This is a genomic window from Sinorhizobium sp. GQ132 (genome assembly GCF_059758575.1).
Genome location: NZ_JCAXDX010000008.1, coordinates 57,328 through 76,482 on the forward strand (window position 1 = coordinate 57,328; position 19,155 = coordinate 76,482).

The following is a 19,155-nucleotide window of genomic DNA, read 5'->3' on the forward strand; positions in this document are numbered from 1 at the left end:
TGGGAACGGTGGCCGCTATTTCAAATGGCCGGGCATGCGCCTCTTATTCGATATGGTCGGGCATGAGGCCCTTATTTCATATGGTCGGGCATGCGGCCCTCGGCCGCCCGGTCCATCTTTGCCGCCAATTTGAAATCGAGTTCGGTCAGTCCTTCCGCGTCGTGAGTCGACAGGGTCACGTCCACCTTGTTGTAGACGTTGAACCATTCCGGATGATGATTGAGCTTTTCGGCGGCGAAGGCGCATTGCGTCATGAAGGTGAAGGCCTCGGCGAAGGTCTTGAACCGGAAGGTCTTCCATATAGAGCCGCCGTCCTCCGCAAGGACCCAGCCCTCCATCTTGTGCAAATGCTCGGCGATGGCCGCCGCGTCCAATTTTTCCGGCCGCATGCTGTTCCTCCTTGTGCATCCCGTCCTTATCAACGAACTTGCCCGCGACAATGTTCACGCGCAAGCCCGCCGCTCGACGAGGACGTTCCGATCCCTGTCCGGGAGCCGGCGGAGGCCTTCGGGCGCTTTACCAGACGCTCGAAGCAGGATGCTCCTCATTGCTCGCGAGGTTCGAGCGCTCTTCGTGAAGCGGGAAGACCTCTTCCGTGAGATAAGGGCCGCCGCCGACCGAATCGCGTGACGACAGGAGCACGAAGCGGGAGACGGTGAAGGGAGCGGTGACGAAATTACCGCGCCCGGAGAGATATTCGACGACATCCTCGACGCGCGAGGAGCGCAGGCGCGCCAGCGTCACATGCGGGGTGAACTTTCGCGGATCCGAGGGCAGCCCTATGCGCTGGCAGATGCGCTCGATTTCGGCCTGAAGGGCGAACATTTCGGAAGCCATGCTGACGCCGGCCCAGACGGAGTGCGGTTTCTTGGAACCGAAGGCGCCGGTGCCCGACAGCTGCAGCTGAAACTCGGGCCGTTCGATGCGGTCAAGCCTGTCGATGATCTCGTCGGCGGTTCGCCAGTCGACGTCGCCGATGAAGCGGAGCGTGATGTGGTAATTCTCCACATCGATCCAACGAGCTCCGGGAAGACCTCCGCGCAGCAAGGAAAGACTCATTGCTGCATTGCGCGGAATTTCGAGGGCGGTGAATAGTCTCGGCATGGCGAGCTCCCCGAATCTCTTGCAGATGCTTGAAGCGAATCACGCATCGCATCTGCACGCAACCATTATTTGTCCCGTCGGAACGTTTACTTTCCCTTAACTGTGGATGCGCTGTCATTCTCCTTTCGCAAGTGAGCGGACGAAAAGCTCCGCCGTCGGCAGGAAGCGCTCTACCATGACGCCGACACCCCCGCCGTTCGGATGCATGCCGTCGTCGAGCTTAAGGCCGACCTCGGTCACGACGCCGTCGAGGAAGAAAGGGTAGAAGACGAGATTGTGTTCCTTTGCGAGGTCGGGATAGATCGGATTGAAGCGCGCCGCATAATCCGGCCCCATGTTCGGCGGCGCCATCATTCCCGCGAGCAGGACGGCGATGCCGCGCTCCTTGAGGCGCGCGACCATCGCCTCCAGATTCTTGCGCGTCTCTTCCGGCGGGATGCCGCGCAGCGCGTCGTTGGCGCCGAGCTCGAGGATTACGCCGTCTGTTCCGTCGGGGATCGACCAATCGATGCGGGCAAGACCGCTGGAGGTGGTGTCGCCGGATACGCCGGCATTGGCGATCGTGACGGCGAGCCCCTTGTCCTTAAGGGCCTTTTCGAGGCGGGCGGGGAAGGCATCTTCCGGGGGGAGTTGGTAGCCGGCCATCAGGCTGTCGCCGAAGCCGACGAGGCTGACGGGCTCGGCGCGAGCCGCCGCCGATAACACGATTGTCATTGTCAGGCCGAATAAAATGGGCAGAAAGTCTTTTAATGCCATAGGCTCGTTCCTAAATCGGCGGACAATTGTTTGATGATCCGTATCAAATTTCATATAGGGCTCTTTCGCGTGGCAAAAACCATCATCGAGTTGAAAAATGCGGATCTGACGCTGGGCGAAGCCGCGGCGTCCGTGCATGTGCTGAAGGGCGTAAGCCTCGCGATCGATGCCGGCGAATCGGTGGGTATCGTCGGCCCCTCGGGCTCGGGCAAATCGACTCTGCTCATGGTCATGGCCGGGCTGGAGCGGCTCGACGGCGGCGAAATCATCATTGACGGCACGGCGCTCCACCGCCTCGGCGAGGACGCAGTCGCCGATTTCCGCGGCCGCAATGTCGGCATCGTTTTCCAGTCCTTTCATCTCATCCCGAACATGACCGCGCTCGAGAACGTCGCGGTGCCGCTCGAGCTCGCGAATGTCCGCAATGCATTCGACATAGCGCGTAAGGAACTGATCGCCGTGGGGCTCGGCGAACGCCTGACGCACTACCCCGGGCAGCTTTCCGGCGGCGAACAGCAGCGCGTGGCGATCGCCCGGGCGCTCGCGCCCTCTCCGAAGCTGCTGATCGCCGACGAGCCGACGGGCAACCTCGACGCGGAGACCGGCCGACAGATCGCCGACCTCCTCTTTGCCGAACAGCGCGAGCGTGGCATGACGCTCGTTCTCGTCACGCATGATGCGGCGCTCGCCGGACGCTGCGAAAGACAGATACGCGTCCGCTCCGGTGAAATCGTCCCCGACGCTGAACGGCTCTCCGCCTCGGCCCGGCAGGGAGCCGTGTCCGCATGAGCGGGACGGTTGCCGTCCGGCGGCTGCTCCCGACGATTTCCCTGCGCCCTCTGCTCGCGCTTCGCCCGCTGTTCGCGCTTCGTCTGGCGCTCCGGGAAATGCGCGGGGGCCTGAGGGGCTTCTATATTTTCCTCGCCTGCATCGCCCTCGGTACGGCCGCGATCGCCGGGGTCAACTCGCTGTCCCAATCGATCAGCGAAACGATCGCCTCGCAAGGGCAGGAACTGCTCGCCGGCGACATCCGGTTCGAGCTCAACAATCGGGTGGCGACCGCGGACGAGCGTGCCTTCCTCCAGGGTCTCGGCGAGGTTTCGGTATCCGCGGGTCTGCGTTCCATGGCGCGGCTCCCGGACGGCTCCAACCAGGCGCTGGTGGAGCTCAAGGCCGTGGACGGCGCCTACCCGCTTTACGGCAAGCTCGAAAGCGAGCCGGCAAAGCCGCTCCCTGAATTGCTGGCGAAGGACGGCGAGGTGTTCGGCGCAGTCGCCGCACCGCTGCTTCTCGAGCGCCTCGGCATCTCGCCGGGCGCGGAAATTCTCATCGGCAATGCGCGTATCCGGGTCGGCGCGGTACTCGCCAGCGAACCCGACGCTCTTTCCGACGGCTTCGGTTTCGCGCCGCGGCTGATGATTTCCTCCGATGCGCTTGCCGCTTCCGGGCTCGTGCAGACCGGCAGCCTTGTCGAACACACCTACAAGGTCCGCCTGCCGGATCCCGCAGACGTGCCGCTCATTCGCGTGCAGGCCGAGACGCGCTTTCCCTCCGCCGGCTGGTCGATACGGACGAGCGGCAATGCCGCACCCTCCCTCAATGCAAACATCACGCGTTTCTCCCAATTCCTGACGCTCGTCGGGCTGACGGCGCTGATCGTCGGAGGCGTGGGGGTTGCCAACGCCGTACGCTCCTATCTCGACGGCAAGCGCAGCGTCATCGCGACTTTCAAATGTCTCGGCGCTCCGGCGTCGCTGGTCGCGATGATCTACCTTGCGCAGATCCTGATGATCGCCCTCATCGGCATCGCGATCGGCCTCGTGCTCGGCGCTCTCATCCCCTTCGTGGCAGCGCAGTTCCTTGCCGGCCTGCTGCCCGTATCCACCGCATTCGTGCTCTATCCCTCGGCCCTGGGTCTTGCGGCGCTTTTCGGCCTTCTGACGGCGCTGACCTTCGCCATCCTGCCGCTCGGGCGGGCGCGCCGTGTGCCGGCAACCGCGCTTTTCCGGCAGCAGGGTTTCGAGCCGGCCGGCTTGCCTGCGCTGCCCTATCTCGCCGGCGCCTTCATCTGCCTGGCAGGACTTGCCGGGCTCGCGGTCTGGGCCGCCTATGACCGTTCCATTTCGCTGATCTTTCTTGGCGCGATCGCCTTTGCCTTCATCGTGCTGCGCGGGGTTTCGCTCCTCATATCCTGGCTGGCGCGGCGCAGCCCGCGCGTCAATTCGCCGGCGCTGAGACTGGCCATCGGCAACATTCACCGGCCGGGTGCCTTGACGCCGTCGGTGGTGCTGTCGCTCGGCCTCGGCCTCACTCTTCTGGTGACGCTGGCGCTCATCGACGGCAATCTGCGGCGCGAGCTCACCGGCGACATGGCCGAGCGCGCGCCCAACTTCTTCTTTGTCGACATTCAGGGCAGCGAGATCGAAGGCTTCCGCTCCGTGCTCGCGGGAGCGATGCCGGAGGGCAAGATCATCGAAGTGCCGATGCTGCGCGGGCGCATCGTCGCGCTCAACGGCGAGGATGTGAACAGCCGCAACGTTCCCCCCGGCGGCCAATGGGTGCTGCGCGGAGATCGCGGCATCACCTATGCCAAGAACAGGCCGGAAAATTCCAAACTCACCGAAGGCAGCTGGTGGCCCGAGGACTATGGCGGCGAGCCGCTCGTCTCCTTCTCGGCGGAGGAGGCCCGCGAGCTCGGGCTGAAGCTCGGCGATACGGTGACCGTCAACGTGCTCGGCCGCAACATCACGGCCCGGATCGCCAATTTCCGCGAGGTCGAGTGGGAGTCCCTTTCGATCAATTTCGTCATGGTCTTCTCGCCGAACACCTTCGCCGGCGCCCCGCATGCCTGGCTCGCGACCATCATCGATCCCGACGCCTCGGCCGAGGAGGAGGCGGCGGTGTTGAAGAGAGTGACGAATGCCTACCCGACGATCACCAGCGTGCGCGTGAAGGACGCGCTCGACATCGTCAATACGCTGCTCGGGCAGCTTGCAACTGCGGTGCGCGCGGCCGCGGCGGTCGCGCTTGTCGCTTCTATCCTCGTGCTTGCCGGCGCACTTGCCGCCGGCAACCGTGCCCGCATTCACGATGCCGTGGTCCTGAAGACGCTCGGCGCGACGCGGGCGACCCTGATCCGCGCCTTCAGCTACGAATACGTCATTCTCGGCCTGGCGACTGCCGTCTTCGCGCTTTTCGCCGGCAGCGTTTCGGCCTGGTTCGTCGTCAGCCGCATCATGACCCTGCCGTCGAGCTTCCTGCCGGACGTTGCGGTCGCGACCATCGTTCTTGCGCTGGTCGTGACGGTCGGGATCGGCCTCGCCGGAACCTGGCGCGTCCTCGGGCAAAAGGCCGCTCCGGTACTGCGGGAACTCTGATCCTGCCATGCCTGATGCGCGATTTCGGCCATGACGGCCGAGTTAACCGTAAATCACTCCAGTTTGATGGTCCGGCGGGCCGACTTTGTTCGATTCCAAGCGCTTCGCCCTTGTGCATGACGGCGTTCACCATCATATTTGTCCACAGGCATGCTGGAGCCCCGCAGCGGCGCCTGGGCGCGCAAAGGAACGACAAGGTTCGCCGCCCGACACCGTAACTTCAACCGGGGCTTAAATGAGGAAACAATGGCTGATCTGAGAAACTACCAAACCCGAATGTCGCCCGCCGGCGCTCAGGCGGGTGCCGTGATCGACGAAGGCCTTCGCGCTTATATGCTGAAGGTCTACAACCTGATGGCCCTCGGCCTGGCGATTACCGGCGTGGCAGCTTACGGAACCTATGCGCTTGCCGCCTCTAATCCGGCATTCGCCCAGCTTATCTACGGTTCTCCCCTGAAGTGGGTCGTGATGCTGGCGCCTCTTGCGCTGGTGTTCTTCCTGAGCTTCCGCATCAATTCCATGAGCGTTTCCGCGGCGCAGACGACTTTCTGGGTCTATGCGGCGTTGATGGGCCTGTCTCTGTCGTCGATCTTCCTGGTCTTCACCGGCCAGAGCATCGTGCAGACGTTCTTCGTGACGGCTGCTTCGTTCGGTGCCCTGTCGCTTTACGGCTATACGACGAAGAAGGACCTTTCGGGCCTCGGATCGTTCCTGATCATGGGCCTCTTCGGCGTGATCATCGCATCCGTCGTCAACATCTTCCTTGCCTCTTCGGCACTCGGCTTCGCGATCTCGGTGATCGGCGTGCTCATCTTCGCCGGCCTGACCGCCTACGACACGCAGAAGCTCAAGGAAATGTACTTCGAAGGCGATGACGCCTTGGTCGCCGGCCGCAAGGCCATCATGGGTGCGCTGACGCTCTACCTCGACTTCATCAACCTGTTCATGTTCATGCTGCAGTTCCTTGGCAACAGGAACGAGTAGTAGCGAACCGGTTTGACGGAAAAGGCGGCTTCGGCCGCCTTTTTGTTTGCCCGAAACCGGACTTGATCGATCCGGCGCATCCATGCGAGACAGTACATCTCCAGCCATAATGCGCGAAGAATTCCATGACCGCCACGCTCCGCGACGCCGTTGCCGCCGACCTCCGCTCGATCACCGAGATCTATCGCGAGTCCGTTTTGAACGGGGTCGCGACCTATGAGGAGACACCGCCATCCGAAGCCGAGATGGCGCTCCGCTTCTCCACGATCACCGGCAACGGCTACCCCTATGTGGTCGCGCTGGACGAGCGTGGCGCGGTTATCGGCTATGCCTATGCCTCCGCCTTCCGCAACCGCACCGCCTATCGGTTTCTGGTGGAGGATTCGATCTATCTTTCGCCGGAAGCACGGGGCAAGGGCATCGGCAAGGCGCTGCTTTCCGAACTGATCGGGCGCTGTACGGCTCTCGGCTTCCGCCAGATGATAGCGGTAATCGGCGGGGCGCACCCCTCATCAATCGCCCTGCACCGGGCGCTCGGCTTCGAACTGCAGGGGCTGATGAAGGCAACCGGCTTCAAGCATGGCCGGTGGCTTGATACGGCCTTCATGCAGCGGCCGCTCGGAGAAGGAACCGCAACGAAGCCCGCCGAGGGCGTCTATCCGGATACGCTTTATAGGAGCTGAGCCTGCGCAGGTGAGCTTCAAGCGTCAAATTCAGCGCCCAACTCCCGTTCGGTGAGGATGCGGTCGATCAGACCCCACTCCAGAGCTTCTTCCGCCGTCATGAAACGGTCGCGATCCATCGCGCGCTCGAATTCTTCATATGTTCGCCCGCAATGCTCGGCATAAAGCCGCGTCATGCGGTGTTTGGTTCGCCTGATTTCCTCGGCATGGATGAGCATATCGGAGGCCTGTCCCTGAAAGCCGCCCGAAGGTTGATGGACGAGGATGCTTGCATTGGGCAGGGCGGTGCGCTCGCCCGCTTCGCCTGCCATCAGCAGGAACGAACCCATCGAACGGGCCGTCCCCATGCAAAGCGTATGCACGGGCGCCCGGATGTAACGCATCGTGTCGTACATCGCGAAGCCGCTGGTAACGACACCGCCGGGCGAGTTTATATAGAGTTGGATCGGTTTTCTGGGGCTTTCGGCTTCCAGGAACAACAACTGTGCGCAAACGAGAGCAGACACTGCATCGTTCACCTCGCCGTTCAGAAAGATTATTCGCTCACGCAGCAGGCGGGAATAGATGTCGAATGAGCGCTCGCCACGGCTGGATTGCTCGACGACCATAGGGACGAGTTGCATCGCTTCGCGCATAGGCGAACTCCTGTCTGATGAGCTTGTTTTGGTAGAATGAGGCGTCAGGCGGCGCGCATCAGCCAAAGCCGGTTGCTGTTCGCCGCCGGCGGAGTTCGCGGAGCCAGCCGCTCATCCTCCAGCCCATGGATAATTCTCAGAATCGTGCCGCCGTCATTGCTGGGCCTGACCTGGAACGCCACGAGGCTTTCGAGAAAGGGAGGTTCGTCGTCGCGCATTCTGTAGCGAATTTCCTTGCCCGGTGCGGTGGAGACAGGCTCAGCCCCAGCCAGTTCCCGCCTGGGCAGCCATCGCTCACGGAACTCAGGCATGCTGATTGCCCGCCACACCTTTTCGGGCGATTCATCGAGTTCGTATTCGAGCACCAGATTCCTTGCCGGCTCGTTCAGTTCCACATCGTTCATTGATCCATATCCCTCAGCAAGACCTTCAACGCATCGATCCGCGCCGGCCAGTAGGCGCGATATTTCGCCAGCCATCCGGCAACGAGCGCCAGCCCCTCCGGGTCGACCTCGTAGTTCACGAAGCGCCCCTGCCGTTCCTCCCGCACCAGCTTTGCATTACGCAACACGTGGAGATGTTGGGACATGGCCGGCTGGCTGATGTCCATTCCGTTGCGCAAGGCACTGGCGTTCATACTTCCGCTCGCCAGCTTCTCGAAGATTGCACGGCGTGTCGGGTCGGCGAGCGCTTTGAATATGTCGTTCTCAGTCATGACGTCAGATAAGCATACACTTATCTGATTCGCAACACGGATGGCGCGCTTCGATGCAAGCGATTTGGCGCCGCCAACCGATTCAGGGATAAATCCGCACGCGGGAAGAGGGGACCGAGGCGAAGCGCTGCCGCTTGTCCCTTCGCCCCGCCTGCGGGGAGAAGGTGCCGGCAGGCGGATGAGGGGCGGCTCCGAGTGATATGTCGGTCAGGTTTTGACGAGCTTCAGCACCTTGTCGAAGGCCTTGAGCACCTGGGCGAGCTCGTGGCCTCGCTTCAATATCGTCCCGTGAGCGTTGAGCACGCTGAAGGCGCCCTGTTTCGCGGCGAGCTTCGGGTTTTTCTCGATGCGGTAGAGAGGCACTTCTCCGGCGCGCTTGAACACCGAAAAAACGGCCCGGTCCCTCAGGTGGTCGATCGCATAGTCGCGCCACTCCCCTTCGCCCACCATACGGCCGTAGACCTTGAGAATCAGGTCGAGTTCGCGGCGATGGAAGGTGACGGGCGGGGGGTTCTTGGCTTGCTTGTATTCGTGAAGATCGACGACCACATCGGAGGTGGTCCGGCCGTAGTGACGTGCTTCGCCTCGCGGCAAATCCGTTTCATCAGTCATCGGCATTTCGGCCTTCTAATGTGACAGGACCACGACAGTGTGCCTCACACGATCGGAAAAGCAAGCCGGAAGCTGTTGATCAATGTCAGCAATTCTTGGGGCTGCCGCAATTCAGTCAAAACGCCGCCCCAATTCGCCGCAACACTCCGACCGCTGCCGGACAGAGTCGTTGCCACCGTATGTCCGGCCAGCCGTCATGCTGCGGGAGGTTCTCGAACGCAGACATGGCTGGTTCGGTCCGGTAACTTCGAACCCTCAGCCCCAGCCCCTCGATGCTGCCGGGCCGAACCATCCCCTGTTCCGCCGCAAGCGATGCGGAACATTTCTGTCATCAGAGCTTTCCCTGCGGCCCCGCGAGAACCGTTGCGGCGCCGATAATGGCTCCCGGCGTTTCCTTGTCCTTCATCGATTGCAGCAGCACCGCGCAACCGCTGTTGCCCTGGCCTTCGAACAGGACGGAGGCCGGCAGCGTGAACTCCGCGGGCTTGCCCTCCCACATGCCGATGGTCTGGATGTCGCGCACGGCATGCCAATACGCGATCTCCTTGCCGCTGTTCTCGCCCTTCTCGACCTTGACCACCCTTGCCCGGTCGAAATAGACGACGACGACATTCGCCCTGCCTTTGCCGGCACCGACCTTGATCGAGATTTCATCGCCGCCGATCGAGGCGGCGATCGGCACCGACAGCCCCTTGCCCTTCTCGTCCATCAAGGCAAGCCGGTTCCTGATGGCCGGCAGGTCCGCGCCGTTGGCGTGGTCGCGCCCGTTCAGGATCGCCTGCGGCGTATAGACGCCGTAGCGGCCGAGCATGCGCGCATAGGCATATTGCCGCTCGGTATTTTCCTTGGAAGCGAGCGTGTCCGCCCATCCGAGATAGTTCCAATAGTCGACATGATAGGCGAGCGCGACGACCTCGCCTTCATCGACGAGCTTCTTGAGCGCCGCGTCCGCCGGGGGACAGGAGGAGCAACCCTGGCTGGTGAAGAGTTCGACGACGCCTTTGAGCGCCCCGTCCTTGACCGCTCCATCCTTGACCGGCCCGCTCTCGGCCGTCCTGCCGTCATCCGCTGCGGAAGCTCCGCAGAACGCACCAAACAGCCCGATCGCCAGGGCGAGACGTCGGATTGTTGGTGTGCAGGCGGATATCATGGCGTCTTTGTTCGTGCTCGTTAGAGCACTTCCGGGAAAATGTGGAACGTTTCCATCCGGAAGTGCGTCGCTTCAACGCGTTTGCCGCGCGGGGAGACCCCTACATACGACGGGTATTCTTCAACGAAAAGTCACGTTGGAGTGACTGCCGCAAAGCCGGGCAAAACCCTGTGGACCGGACAATAAAAAGCCGGGGCGTCGATGTGGACGCCCCGGCCTTTCTGTTCATACGTCGCCGATCAGGCGGCGAGATCGCGCAGAACCGTCTGCAGGATGCCGCCATTGTTGACGTAGGTGACCTCGTCGAGCGTATCGATGCGGCAAATGAGCGGGACCTCCTTCACCGAGCCGTCGCCATAGGTGATCTTCGCCACGCGCTTCTCGCGCGGCTGGACATTGGCGAGATTCTCGATCGTCACGACTTCGTCGCCCTTGAGAGCCAGAGATTCCCAGGTCGTGCCTTCCTCGAAGACGAAGGGTACGACGCCCATGCCGACCAAGTTCGAACGATGGATGCGTTCGAAGGACTGGGCAATCACGGCCTTGACGCCGAGGAGGTTGGTGCCCTTGGCCGCCCAGTCACGCGAAGAGCCGTTGCCGTATTCGACGCCGGCGAAGATGACGAGCGGAACGCCCTCCTCCTTGTACTGCATGGCCGCGTCATAGATCGACATCTCCTCCTTGGAGGGATAGTGGATCGTATAACCGCCTTCCTTGCCGTTCGGGCCGAGCATGTGGTTGCGGATGCGGATATTGGCGAAGGTGCCGCGCATCATCACCTCATGATTGCCGCGGCGCGTGCCGTATTGGTTGAAGTCGGCAATCCCGACGCCGTGCTCGAGCAGATAGGCGCCGGCAGGCGAGGCCGCCTTGATCGAACCGGCCGGGGAAATGTGGTCGGTGGTGATCTTGTCGCCGAAGAGACCGAGGACACGGGCGTTCTTGATGTCGGAAATGCCGGCGCCCTTCTTGCCCATGCCGACGAAGTAGGGCGGGTTCTGGACGTAGGTGGACCCCTCGTCCCAGGCATAGGTCTGGCCGGCCGGAACCTGGACAGCCTGCCAGTTGGCGTCGCCCTTGAACACGTCCGCATATTTGGTCGCGTAGAGCTCGCGGGTGACGTATTTGAAGATGAACTCCTGGATCTCCTGCGAAGTCGGCCAGATGTCCCTGAGGTAGATGGGCTGCCCGTTCTGATCTTCGCCGATCGGCTCCTTCGTCAGGTCCTTCTGGACTGAACCCGCCAGCGCGTAGGCGACGACGAGCGGCGGCGAGGCGAGATAGTTCGCCTGTACGTCCGGCGAGATGCGGCCTTCGAAGTTGCGGTTGCCGGAAAGCACGCCGGCGGCGATCAGACCCTTGTCGTTGATCGTCTTGGAGATCTCCGTCGGCAGCGGGCCGGAATTGCCGATGCAGGTTGTGCAGCCGAAGCCGACCAGGTTGAAGCCGAGCTTGTCGAGATCTGTCTGGAGGCCGGATTTCGACAGGTACTCGGCGACGACCTGCGATCCGGGCGCCAGTGACGTCTTGACCCAGGGCTTCGTCTTCAGGCCCTTGGCGACCGCCTTGCGGGCAAGCAGGCCGGCGGCGATCAGCACCGAGGGGTTCGACGTGTTGGTGCAGGAGGTTATCGCGGCGATCGCGACGTCGCCATGACCAAGATCGTAGTCGGTGCCCTCGACCGCGTAGCGGTTGGCGAGCTGGCCGGGCTTCTTGTAGTCGTTGTCGAGCGCCGCCGCGAAGCCGGAGGCGATGTTCTCGAGCGCGATGCGGCCCTCGGGGCGCTTGGGGCCGGCCATCGACGGCACGACGTCGCCGAGGTCGAGTTCCAGCGTGTCGGTGAAGACGAGCTCGGAACCATCCCCTTCCCGCCACATGCCTTGGGCCTTGGAATAGGCTTCGACCAGCGCGATGCGGCTCTCTTCACGACCCGAGATGGTGAGATAGTTGATCGTTTCGGCATCGACCGGGAAGAAGCCGCAGGTGGCGCCGTATTCCGGGCCCATATTGCCGATCGTCGCGCGATCCGCGAGCGTCATGTTGTCGAGGCCGGAGCCGAAGAATTCGACGAACTTGGAGACGACGCCCTTCTTGCGCAGCATCTGCACGACGGTAAGCACGAGGTCGGTCGCGGTCACGCCTTCCTTGAGCCTGCCGGTGAGCTTGAAGCCGATGACTTCCGGCAGGAGCATGGAAACCGGCTGGCCGAGCATCGCCGCTTCGGCTTCGATGCCGCCGACGCCCCAACCGAGCACGCCCAGCCCATTGATCATCGTCGTGTGGCTGTCCGTGCCGACGCAGGTATCCGGATAGGCGGTGACTTCGCCGTCCTCTTCCCTGGTCCAGACGGCCTGGCCCAGATATTCGAGATTGACCTGGTGACAGATGCCGGTGCCGGGCGGCACGACGCGGAAGTTCTTGAAGGCCTGCTGGCCCCATTTGAGAAAGCGGTAGCGCTCGCCGTTGCGCTGGTATTCAAGCTCGACATTGCGGGCAAAAGCGGTCGGCGTGCCGAATTCGTCGACGATCACCGAGTGGTCGATGACGAGATCGACGGGAACGAGCGGATTGATCTTTTCCGGGTCGCCGCCGAGCGAAACCATCGCGTCGCGCATTGCCGCGAGGTCTACGACGGCCGGAACGCCGGTGAAGTCCTGCATCAGCACGCGCGCCGGGCGATAGGCGATCTCGTTCTCGGCCGTGCCCTTGTCGCCGAGCCATGCGGCGATGTTTTCGATGTCCTTCTTGGTGACCGAGCGTCCATCTTCATTGCGCAACAGGTTTTCCAGCAGAACCTTCATCGAATAGGGAAGCTTCGAGATGCCGGCGAGGCCGTTCGCCTCCGCCTTCGGCAGGCTGTAATAGACATAGTCCACGCCGTTGACCGTGAGCGTGGAGCGACAATTGAAGCTGTCTAGGGATTTGGACACTGGATGATACCCCGTTCCGTCTGATCGCCAAAAACTGACGTACGAACGCCCGAGCACCTGTGAGGCGCGAAGTGGGATGCGGGTACGGTCATTTCCGCTGTCCGTACGTGGAAGCTCGTTCCATGTTCGGCGCTAGGATGAAATTCACGCCGACCGCTGGCGTGTTGGCCGCCTTATAGATAATTTCTCCAAATCGTGCCAGACCAACCAAGGTTCAATCGGAACTTTTTTTGCTCCGCGAAAAGACACGTCAAGGGAAGCTGGAAATTCATGCGCCTCATGGCTGAAGGTTTGAGTGCGAGGCGCGGCGAGGACCTGATTTTCAACGATATTTCGTTCGCGCTGGCTGCCGGCGAGGCGCTTGTGGTAACGGGTCCGAACGGTGCCGGCAAGTCGACGCTCCTGCGCGTCCTGGCGGGGCTTCTCGAGCCGGAATCGGGCCGCGTCCGGCTGGAGGACGGCCCATCGGGATACGAACATCCGCGCGAACTCAGCCACTATCTCGGCCACCGCAACGCGATGAAGCGCGAGCTGACGGTGGAGGAAAACCTCACCTTCTGGCAGCGCTTCCTTGGCGATTCGCCGGGCGGCTCCGGCATCGGCCTCGTCGAAGCGGCGGAGGCAGTGGGGCTCGCCGACATCATTCATCTGCCCTTCGGCTACCTTTCCGCCGGCCAGCAGCGGCGCATGGCCATGGCGAAGCTCATTGTCGCCTTCCGGCCCATCTGGCTTCTCGACGAGCCGACGGCGGCACTCGACGTCAGCGCCGACAGGCTTTTTGCCGGCCTGGTCGCCGCCCATCTCGACCGCGGCGGCGTCGTCGTCGCGGCCACCCACCAGCCGCTTGGATTCGCGGGGGCGAAAAGCCTTGAAATGACGGGGTTCGTCCATTGATCGCGCTCTTCTTCCGGGATCTCAAGCTTTCGGTGCGCGCCGGCGGCGGCGCGATGATCGGCGTGCTTTTCTTCATGACCGTCGTCGCGGTCATCCCCTTTGGCGTCGGCCCCGATCTGAACCTGCTCGCCCGCATCGGCCCGGCGATCCTCTGGATCGGCGCGCTGCTCGCGTCGCTGCTTGGGCTCGACAGGCTCTTTCAGGCGGAGCGGGAAGACGGTTCGCTCGACCTCATCATGATGCAGGAGACGCCATTGCTCCTGGCCGTCCTCGTCAAATGCGCCGCTCATTGGACCGCCACCGGCCTGCCGCTGGTGATCGCCTCGCCCTTTCTCGGACTGTTCATGAACATGGACGAAGGCGCCATCGGGGCCACCATGGTCACCCTGCTCGCGGGCACGCCGGCGATAACCTTCATCGGCGCGGTCGGCGCTGCGGTCGCGGTTGCGCTGCCGCGCGGCGGGCTGCTCGTCTCGATCCTCGTCCTGCCGCTTGCGATACCGGTGCTCATCTTCGGCGTCAGCGCGGTCTATGCGGCGATCGAGGATCCGGCCCCGTTTCTGCCGCCTTTCATGATATTGATGGCGATAACCCTGTTCTTCGCGGTGATCGGACCGGTGGCGGCCGCGGCGGCACTCAGGCACTCGGCCGACTGACGAGAGCCGGCACCTTAGGATGAATTGCGGAAGCCGGCCTTCCGCGTTAAAGAACCGTCATGAGTGAAAGCAGCCTGGCCATACGGAAATTCAGCGATCTCGCCAACCCCACCCGGTTCCTGGCGCTGACGGATCGCGTGCTGCCCTGGCTTGCTGCTCTCACGCTGCTCGTCTTTGCGGCCGGGCTCTGGCTCTCCTTCACCACCGAGGGCGACTACCAGCAGGGCGAGACGGTGCGCATCATGTATGTGCATGTGCCTTCGGCCTGGCTTTCCATGATGTGCTACACGGTCATGGCGATCTCCGCACTCGGCACGCTCGTCTGGCGTCATCCGCTCGCCGACGTCTCGGCAAGAGCCGCAGCGCCGATCGGCGCCTGCTTCACCTTTCTGGCCCTCGTCACCGGCTCGCTCTGGGGCAAGCCGATGTGGGGCACCTGGTGGGTCTGGGATGCGCGGCTGACCTCGGTCTTCGTGCTCTTCCTCATGTATCTAGGGCTGATCGCGCTGAACCGCGCCATGGAGGAGCCGAGCCGATCGGCGCGCGTCTCGGCCGTGCTTATCCTCGTCGGTTTCGTCAACATCCCGATCATCAAGTTCTCGGTCGAATGGTGGAACACGCTGCATCAGCCTGCAAGCGTCATGCGCCTCGACGGGCCGACGATCGATCCGGAATTCCTGCGGCCGCTCATCGTCATGGCGATCGCCTTCACGCTCCTGTTCTTCACCCTGCATATCGCCGCCATGCGCAACGAGATCTGGCGCCGTCGCGTGGCCTCGCTCAGACGCCAGGCGGCGCGCAATGCCGGCCGGGAGCAGCTTACGCCATGATGAGCCATGCCGCCTATGTCATTGCCAGCTACGCGGTTGCCGCCGCCACGGTAGCCGGACTCATCCTCTGGGTCCTCACCGACGGCCGCGCCCGCAGGCGCGAATTGCAGCAGCTCGAGGCCGCCGGGATCCGCCGCCGCTCCGCGGAACTGCCGGCCGGAGGGGGCAAATGACGAACGCTGAGACGCCGCAGGACGAGCGCAGGCCCGGAGCCTTCCGCTATCTCATGGCGGCGCTTCCGCTCCTCATCTTCGCGGTGCTCGCACTCATCTTCTGGAGCCAGTTGAACTCCGGCAGGGACGTCAGCGAAATCCCCTCGGCGCTGATCGGCACCAAGGCGCCGATGCTCGCCATGCCGCCGCTCGAAGGGGCTGCAACGCCATCGGGCGAACCCATGCCGGCTCTCGACGACACGGCGGTCAAGGGCAAGCTCACGCTCGTCAATGTCTGGGCCTCCTGGTGCGTGCCCTGTCGGCAGGAGCATCCGATCATTCTTCAGCTGTCGAAAGACCCGCGCCTCACCGTCGTCGGCATCAACTACAAGGACCGGAACGAAAACGCGCTGCGCTTCCTCGGCGAACTCGGCAACCCTTTTTCTGCAATCGGCGTCGATCCGAACGGAAAGGCGGCGATAGACTGGGGCGTCTACGGCATCCCGGAATCCTTCCTCGTCGCCGCCGACGGCACGATCCTCTACAAGCGTGCCGGCCCCTTCGACGAAAAGAGCCTCAGGGAAGGGCTGCTGCCGGCGATCGACAAGGCGCTTGCGGGTTCGTAGACCGCGACCGCCCTCATCCGGCCTGCCGGCCACCTTCTCCCGCAAGGGGGGCGAAGGAGACTCGCGACACCTCACTTCCCTATCGAAGGAGCGGCTAAACGCCCGCCTGCCAAGCCTTCACCGCATCGAGCGGCCAGACCAGCATCAGCACGTTGAGCGTCAGGTTGTCGCGCACCATATAGCCGGTGAAGAGTTCGAAAACGATGGCGATCGCGACCGTGGCTGCGACCGGCAGCCGCAAGGCGATGAGAAAGCCGACAGCCATGGCGAGCGTATCCATGGCCGAATTCAGGATGCTGTCGCCGAAATAATCGAGCGAGATCGTCGCGGCCCGGTAACGGTTGATCACCACCGGCGTGTTCTCCGCGATCTCCCAGGCGGACTCGATCACGGTCGCGAGAAGCAGGCGGGCGCTCCAGGGTTTGCCGCGCATGAGAAGGTGACCGAGGCCGTAGAAGAGAAAGCCGTGGATGACATGGGACGGCGTGTACCAGTCGGAAAGGTGCTGGGAGTTGCCGCTGGATTTGACGACGCCTTCCCAGAGCTTGATGTAGCCGCATTCGCAGATCCATAACCGCCCCATCAGGTGCTGCACGAGGACCTGGATCGCCAGCACGCCGAGGCAGGCAAGCAACCAGAGCGCCGCTCGTCGCTGCTTGTCCTCCGAGGCGGCCGCGATCGTCACTCCGCGCTATCCTGTTCGAGCGAATGCTTCATGATCAGCGGCATCTGGGCGAGCGTGAAGAGGATGGTGATCGGCATGGTGCCCCAGACCTTGAAAGCGACCCAGAAATCCGTCGAGAAGGAGCGCCAGATCACCTCGTTGAGCACGGCGAGGAACAGGAAGAACACGCCCCAGCGGATCGTCAGCTTCCGCCATCCCTCCTCGTCCAGCTTGAAGGCGGCGTGGAAGACGTAGCCGAGCAGCGATTTGCCGAAGAGGAGGCCGCCGAGCAGGATCGCGCCGAAGAGCGTGTTGACGATGGTCGGCTTCATCTTGATGAAGGTGTCGTTCTGCAGCCAGAGCGTCAGCGCGCCGAAGACGAAGACGACGATGCCGGAGACGAGCGGCATCATCGGCAGCGTGCGCGTCATGATCCAGGAAGCAATCAGCGCCGCCGCCGTTGCCGCCATGAACAGGCCGGTCGCGATGAAGATCGGCCCGCCGAGCTCGGCCAGCGCGGGAAAACGGCCAGCCAGCCACTCGCCCCGCGAATTGGCGAAGAAGAAGACCATCAGGGGGCCGAGTTCCAGCACGAGCTTGAGCAGCGGGCTTACCTCTGTCTTCGGCTTGGCGGCCTCGATCGTCGACATGTGCGGATCCTGTTCTGTCATCTTCTGCCGCTCATAGCATCAGGATTGCGGCAAAACCATATCAACCGCGGCTTTGGCGCAAACCTCCTCCGCTTCGTCAAGGAGCAGCAACGCCGGCGATCGCCTCGGCGAAGTCCTTGGCTTCGAACGGTTCGAGGTCGTCGATCCCTTCGCCGACGCCGATGAAGTAAACCGGCAGCTTGTGCTTGGCGGAGATCGCCACCAGAATGCCGCCGCGTGCGGTGCCGTCGAGCTTGGTCATGATCAAGCCGCTGACGCCGGCGACGTTGCGGAATATCTCGACCTGCTGCAGGGCGTTCTGCCCGGTCGTCGCGTCGAGCGTCTGCAGCACCGTATGCGGCGCGTCCGGATCGAGTTTTCCGAGAACGCGCACGATCTTTTCGAGCTCCGCCATCAGTTCGGCCTTGTTCTGCAGCCGTCCGGCGGTGTCGATGATCAGCACGTCCGCCTTCTGCTCGCGGGCACGCTGGAACGCCTCGTAGGCAAGCCCGGCCGCATCGGCGCCGAGCTTCGAAGAGACGATTTCGGATTTCGTCCGTTCGGCCCAGATCTTCAGCTGCTCGATCGCCGCCGCCCGGAAAGTATCGCCGGCGGCCAGCATGACCTTAAGTCCCGCGCCGGAAAGCTTTGCGGCAAGCTTGCCGATCGTCGTCGTCTTGCCGGTTCCGTTGACGCCGACGACGAGGATCACGTGCGGCTTGTGGCTGAGATCGAGTTCCAGCGGCCTGGCGACCGGCGCCAGCACCTTGGTGATCTCGCCGGCCATGATGCGCGAAACGTCCTCGCCGGACACATCCTTGCCATAGCGCTCCGAGGCGAGCGTATCGGTGATGCGCATCGCCGTCTCGACGCCGAGGTCCGCCTGGATCAGCAGGTCCTCGAGGTCCTGCAGCGTCGCCTCGTCGAGCTTGCGCTTGGTGAAGAGGCTGGCGATCTGGCCGGTGAGTTGCGACGAGGTGCGCGCAAGGCCCAGGCGAAGGCGCTGGTACCAGTTGAGCTTGGCTGGCGGGGCGGGCGCTTCTTCCCTGGGGCGCCTCTCGGCGGCGGCGAAGCCTTTGGGAAGGCTGGGTGCGAGGGGCTCGGATGGAGGCTCGCCCCCCTCTGCCCTCCCCGGCGTCTCCCCCTCGAGGGGGAGGATTGGGAGAGGCACGCTCTCGTCCTCCGACGCTCCCGTTTCATCTTCCGAAGAGCCTGTGCCTCCCGCACGGTCGTCTGCGGCAATCTCCACCTCTTCGACGTCGGCTGCGGCGGCGGCTTCGCGCTCCTCCTGCTCTCCCGAAGGGACAGAGGCGGGTGCCGAGAGCTCGTCGACAGTCGTCGGGTGTTCGGAAGGCGACTCACCCTCCTCTGCCCTGCCGGGCATCTCCCCCGCAAGGGGAGAGATCGGATGCCGGACGCTCTCGCCCTGCTCCACAGTGTTTTCATCTGCGGTGACAGCAGTGCTTACTGGGCCTTCCTCACGCGTGGTTTCGGTCGTTGGCGTGTCCGGCGCGAAGGAAACATCGCGATCGTCCGTGCTAGCTTCCGTTACCTCGACTGTACTACGATCTTCCTCGACCGGTGCCTGGGTCCCGCCCTGTTCTCCCGAAGGGACAGGGGGGGTTACCGCGACCTCATCGGCAACGGCCGTCTCCTGCGGCGGCGCCGGTTTTTCTTCGACGGCATCCTTGCCGAAGGAGAAGATCTTCTTGATGAAACCAATCGCCATGAGAATGT

At 63.1% G+C, this 19,155-nt stretch carries 21 protein-coding genes; 9 read left to right on the top strand and 12 right to left on the bottom strand.

Features of this window, described 5'->3' with window-relative positions:
• Positions 1–71: 71 nt before the first annotated feature.
• The 3 genes from AC6CIG_RS20300 to AC6CIG_RS20310 all read right to left on the bottom strand — a co-directional run bounded on the left by AC6CIG_RS20300 (position 72) and on the right by AC6CIG_RS20310 (position 1,860).
• On the bottom strand, positions 72–389 hold the full coding sequence (locus tag AC6CIG_RS20300) for a 4a-hydroxytetrahydrobiopterin dehydratase (protein ID WP_018097383.1): 318 nt from the start codon (positions 387–389) through the stop codon (positions 72–74).
• Between the two features lie 127 nt (positions 390–516).
• Positions 517–1,104: an RNA 2',3'-cyclic phosphodiesterase gene (gene thpR, locus AC6CIG_RS20305; protein ID WP_018097384.1), complete on the bottom strand. Its 588-nt coding sequence runs from the start codon at positions 1,102–1,104 to the stop codon at positions 517–519.
• A gap of 114 nt (positions 1,105–1,218) precedes the next feature.
• Positions 1,219–1,860 (bottom strand): arylesterase, encoded by a 642-nt coding sequence (locus AC6CIG_RS20310; RefSeq protein WP_018097385.1) that lies wholly within the window; start codon positions 1,858–1,860, stop codon positions 1,219–1,221.
• 69 nt (positions 1,861–1,929) lie between these two features.
• Here AC6CIG_RS20310 and AC6CIG_RS20315 point away from each other — a divergent pair, with 69 nt between their 5' ends.
• From AC6CIG_RS20315 to AC6CIG_RS20330, 4 genes are all read left to right on the top strand, one after another.
• Entirely contained in the window at positions 1,930–2,649 is a 720-nt protein-coding gene (locus AC6CIG_RS20315) for an ABC transporter ATP-binding protein (RefSeq protein WP_018097386.1), read from the top strand.
• Positions 2,646–5,237, top strand: a complete 2,592-nt coding sequence (locus tag AC6CIG_RS20320) for an ABC transporter permease (RefSeq protein WP_275597159.1) — start codon at positions 2,646–2,648, stop codon at positions 5,235–5,237. Before AC6CIG_RS20315 ends, AC6CIG_RS20320 begins: the two co-directional genes overlap by 4 nt.
• Positions 5,238–5,483: 246 nt before the next feature.
• Positions 5,484–6,221, top strand: coding sequence for a Bax inhibitor-1/YccA family protein (locus tag AC6CIG_RS20325; RefSeq protein ID WP_018097388.1), 738 nt, complete (start codon positions 5,484–5,486; stop codon positions 6,219–6,221).
• 125 nt (positions 6,222–6,346) lie between these two features.
• Complete coding sequence (locus AC6CIG_RS20330) at positions 6,347–6,904, top strand: GNAT family N-acetyltransferase (protein WP_018097389.1); 558 nt, start codon at positions 6,347–6,349, stop codon at positions 6,902–6,904.
• Positions 6,905–6,921: 17 nt separating this feature from the next.
• On the opposite strand, the gene AC6CIG_RS20335 is transcribed toward AC6CIG_RS20330, so the two are convergent.
• The 6 genes from AC6CIG_RS20335 to acnA all read right to left on the bottom strand — a co-directional run bounded on the left by AC6CIG_RS20335 (position 6,922) and on the right by acnA (position 12,946).
• Positions 6,922–7,539 (bottom strand): ATP-dependent Clp protease proteolytic subunit, encoded by a 618-nt coding sequence (locus tag AC6CIG_RS20335; RefSeq protein ID WP_100672709.1) that lies wholly within the window; start codon positions 7,537–7,539, stop codon positions 6,922–6,924.
• 44 nt (positions 7,540–7,583) lie between these two features.
• Entirely contained in the window at positions 7,584–7,943 is a 360-nt protein-coding gene (locus AC6CIG_RS20340) for an SRPBCC family protein (RefSeq protein ID WP_127711471.1), read from the bottom strand.
• Positions 7,940–8,254 carry an ArsR/SmtB family transcription factor gene (locus AC6CIG_RS20345; RefSeq protein WP_018097392.1) on the bottom strand — a complete coding sequence of 105 codons (315 nt, stop codon included), beginning with the start codon at positions 8,252–8,254 and terminating at the stop codon, positions 7,940–7,942. The genes AC6CIG_RS20340 and AC6CIG_RS20345 overlap by 4 nt, the downstream gene beginning before the upstream one ends.
• A 207-nt stretch (positions 8,255–8,461) precedes the next feature.
• On the bottom strand, positions 8,462–8,872 hold the full coding sequence (locus AC6CIG_RS20350) for a DUF2794 domain-containing protein (RefSeq protein ID WP_027993216.1): 411 nt from the start codon (positions 8,870–8,872) through the stop codon (positions 8,462–8,464).
• 325 nt (positions 8,873–9,197) lie between these two features.
• A complete protein-coding gene (locus AC6CIG_RS20355) occupies positions 9,198–10,016 on the bottom strand; it encodes a DUF1223 domain-containing protein (RefSeq protein ID WP_127711469.1) in 819 nt (272 codons plus the stop codon).
• Between the two features lie 239 nt (positions 10,017–10,255).
• On the bottom strand, positions 10,256–12,946 hold the full coding sequence (gene acnA / locus AC6CIG_RS20360; RefSeq protein ID WP_127711467.1) for an aconitate hydratase AcnA: 2,691 nt from the start codon (positions 12,944–12,946) through the stop codon (positions 10,256–10,258).
• Positions 12,947–13,225: 279 nt separating this feature from the next.
• On the opposite strand from acnA, the gene ccmA reads away from it, so the two are divergent.
• The 5 genes from ccmA to AC6CIG_RS20385 are packed head-to-tail and all read left to right on the top strand — an operon-like array spanning position 13,226 to position 16,104.
• Positions 13,226–13,840: a heme ABC exporter ATP-binding protein CcmA gene (ccmA, locus tag AC6CIG_RS20365; RefSeq protein WP_411932396.1), complete on the top strand. Its 615-nt coding sequence runs from the start codon at positions 13,226–13,228 to the stop codon at positions 13,838–13,840.
• Entirely contained in the window at positions 13,837–14,496 is a 660-nt protein-coding gene (gene ccmB, locus AC6CIG_RS20370; protein WP_003529714.1) for a heme exporter protein CcmB, read from the top strand. The genes ccmA and ccmB overlap by 4 nt, the downstream gene beginning before the upstream one ends.
• Positions 14,497–14,555: 59 nt before the next feature.
• A complete protein-coding gene (locus AC6CIG_RS20375) occupies positions 14,556–15,326 on the top strand; it encodes a heme ABC transporter permease (protein ID WP_127711465.1) in 771 nt (256 codons plus the stop codon).
• Positions 15,323–15,499 carry a heme exporter protein CcmD gene (gene ccmD / locus AC6CIG_RS20380; RefSeq protein ID WP_018097399.1) on the top strand — a complete coding sequence of 59 codons (177 nt, stop codon included), beginning with the start codon at positions 15,323–15,325 and terminating at the stop codon, positions 15,497–15,499. The genes AC6CIG_RS20375 and ccmD overlap by 4 nt, the downstream gene beginning before the upstream one ends.
• A complete protein-coding gene (locus tag AC6CIG_RS20385) occupies positions 15,496–16,104 on the top strand; it encodes a DsbE family thiol:disulfide interchange protein (protein ID WP_018097400.1) in 609 nt (202 codons plus the stop codon). Before ccmD ends, AC6CIG_RS20385 begins: the two co-directional genes overlap by 4 nt.
• A 94-nt stretch (positions 16,105–16,198) precedes the next feature.
• On the opposite strand, the gene AC6CIG_RS20390 is transcribed toward AC6CIG_RS20385, so the two are convergent.
• From AC6CIG_RS20390 to ftsY, 3 genes are all read right to left on the bottom strand, one after another.
• Complete coding sequence (locus tag AC6CIG_RS20390; RefSeq protein ID WP_127711463.1) at positions 16,199–16,789, bottom strand: DUF2585 domain-containing protein; 591 nt, start codon at positions 16,787–16,789, stop codon at positions 16,199–16,201.
• Positions 16,786–17,418: a septation protein A gene (locus tag AC6CIG_RS20395; RefSeq protein ID WP_010970512.1), complete on the bottom strand. Its 633-nt coding sequence runs from the start codon at positions 17,416–17,418 to the stop codon at positions 16,786–16,788. The genes AC6CIG_RS20390 and AC6CIG_RS20395 overlap by 4 nt, the downstream gene beginning before the upstream one ends.
• Before the next feature lie 97 nt (positions 17,419–17,515).
• Positions 17,516–19,147, bottom strand: a complete 1,632-nt coding sequence (ftsY, locus tag AC6CIG_RS20400) for a signal recognition particle-docking protein FtsY (RefSeq protein WP_018097402.1) — start codon at positions 19,145–19,147, stop codon at positions 17,516–17,518.
• Positions 19,148–19,155: the final 8 nt, after the last annotated feature.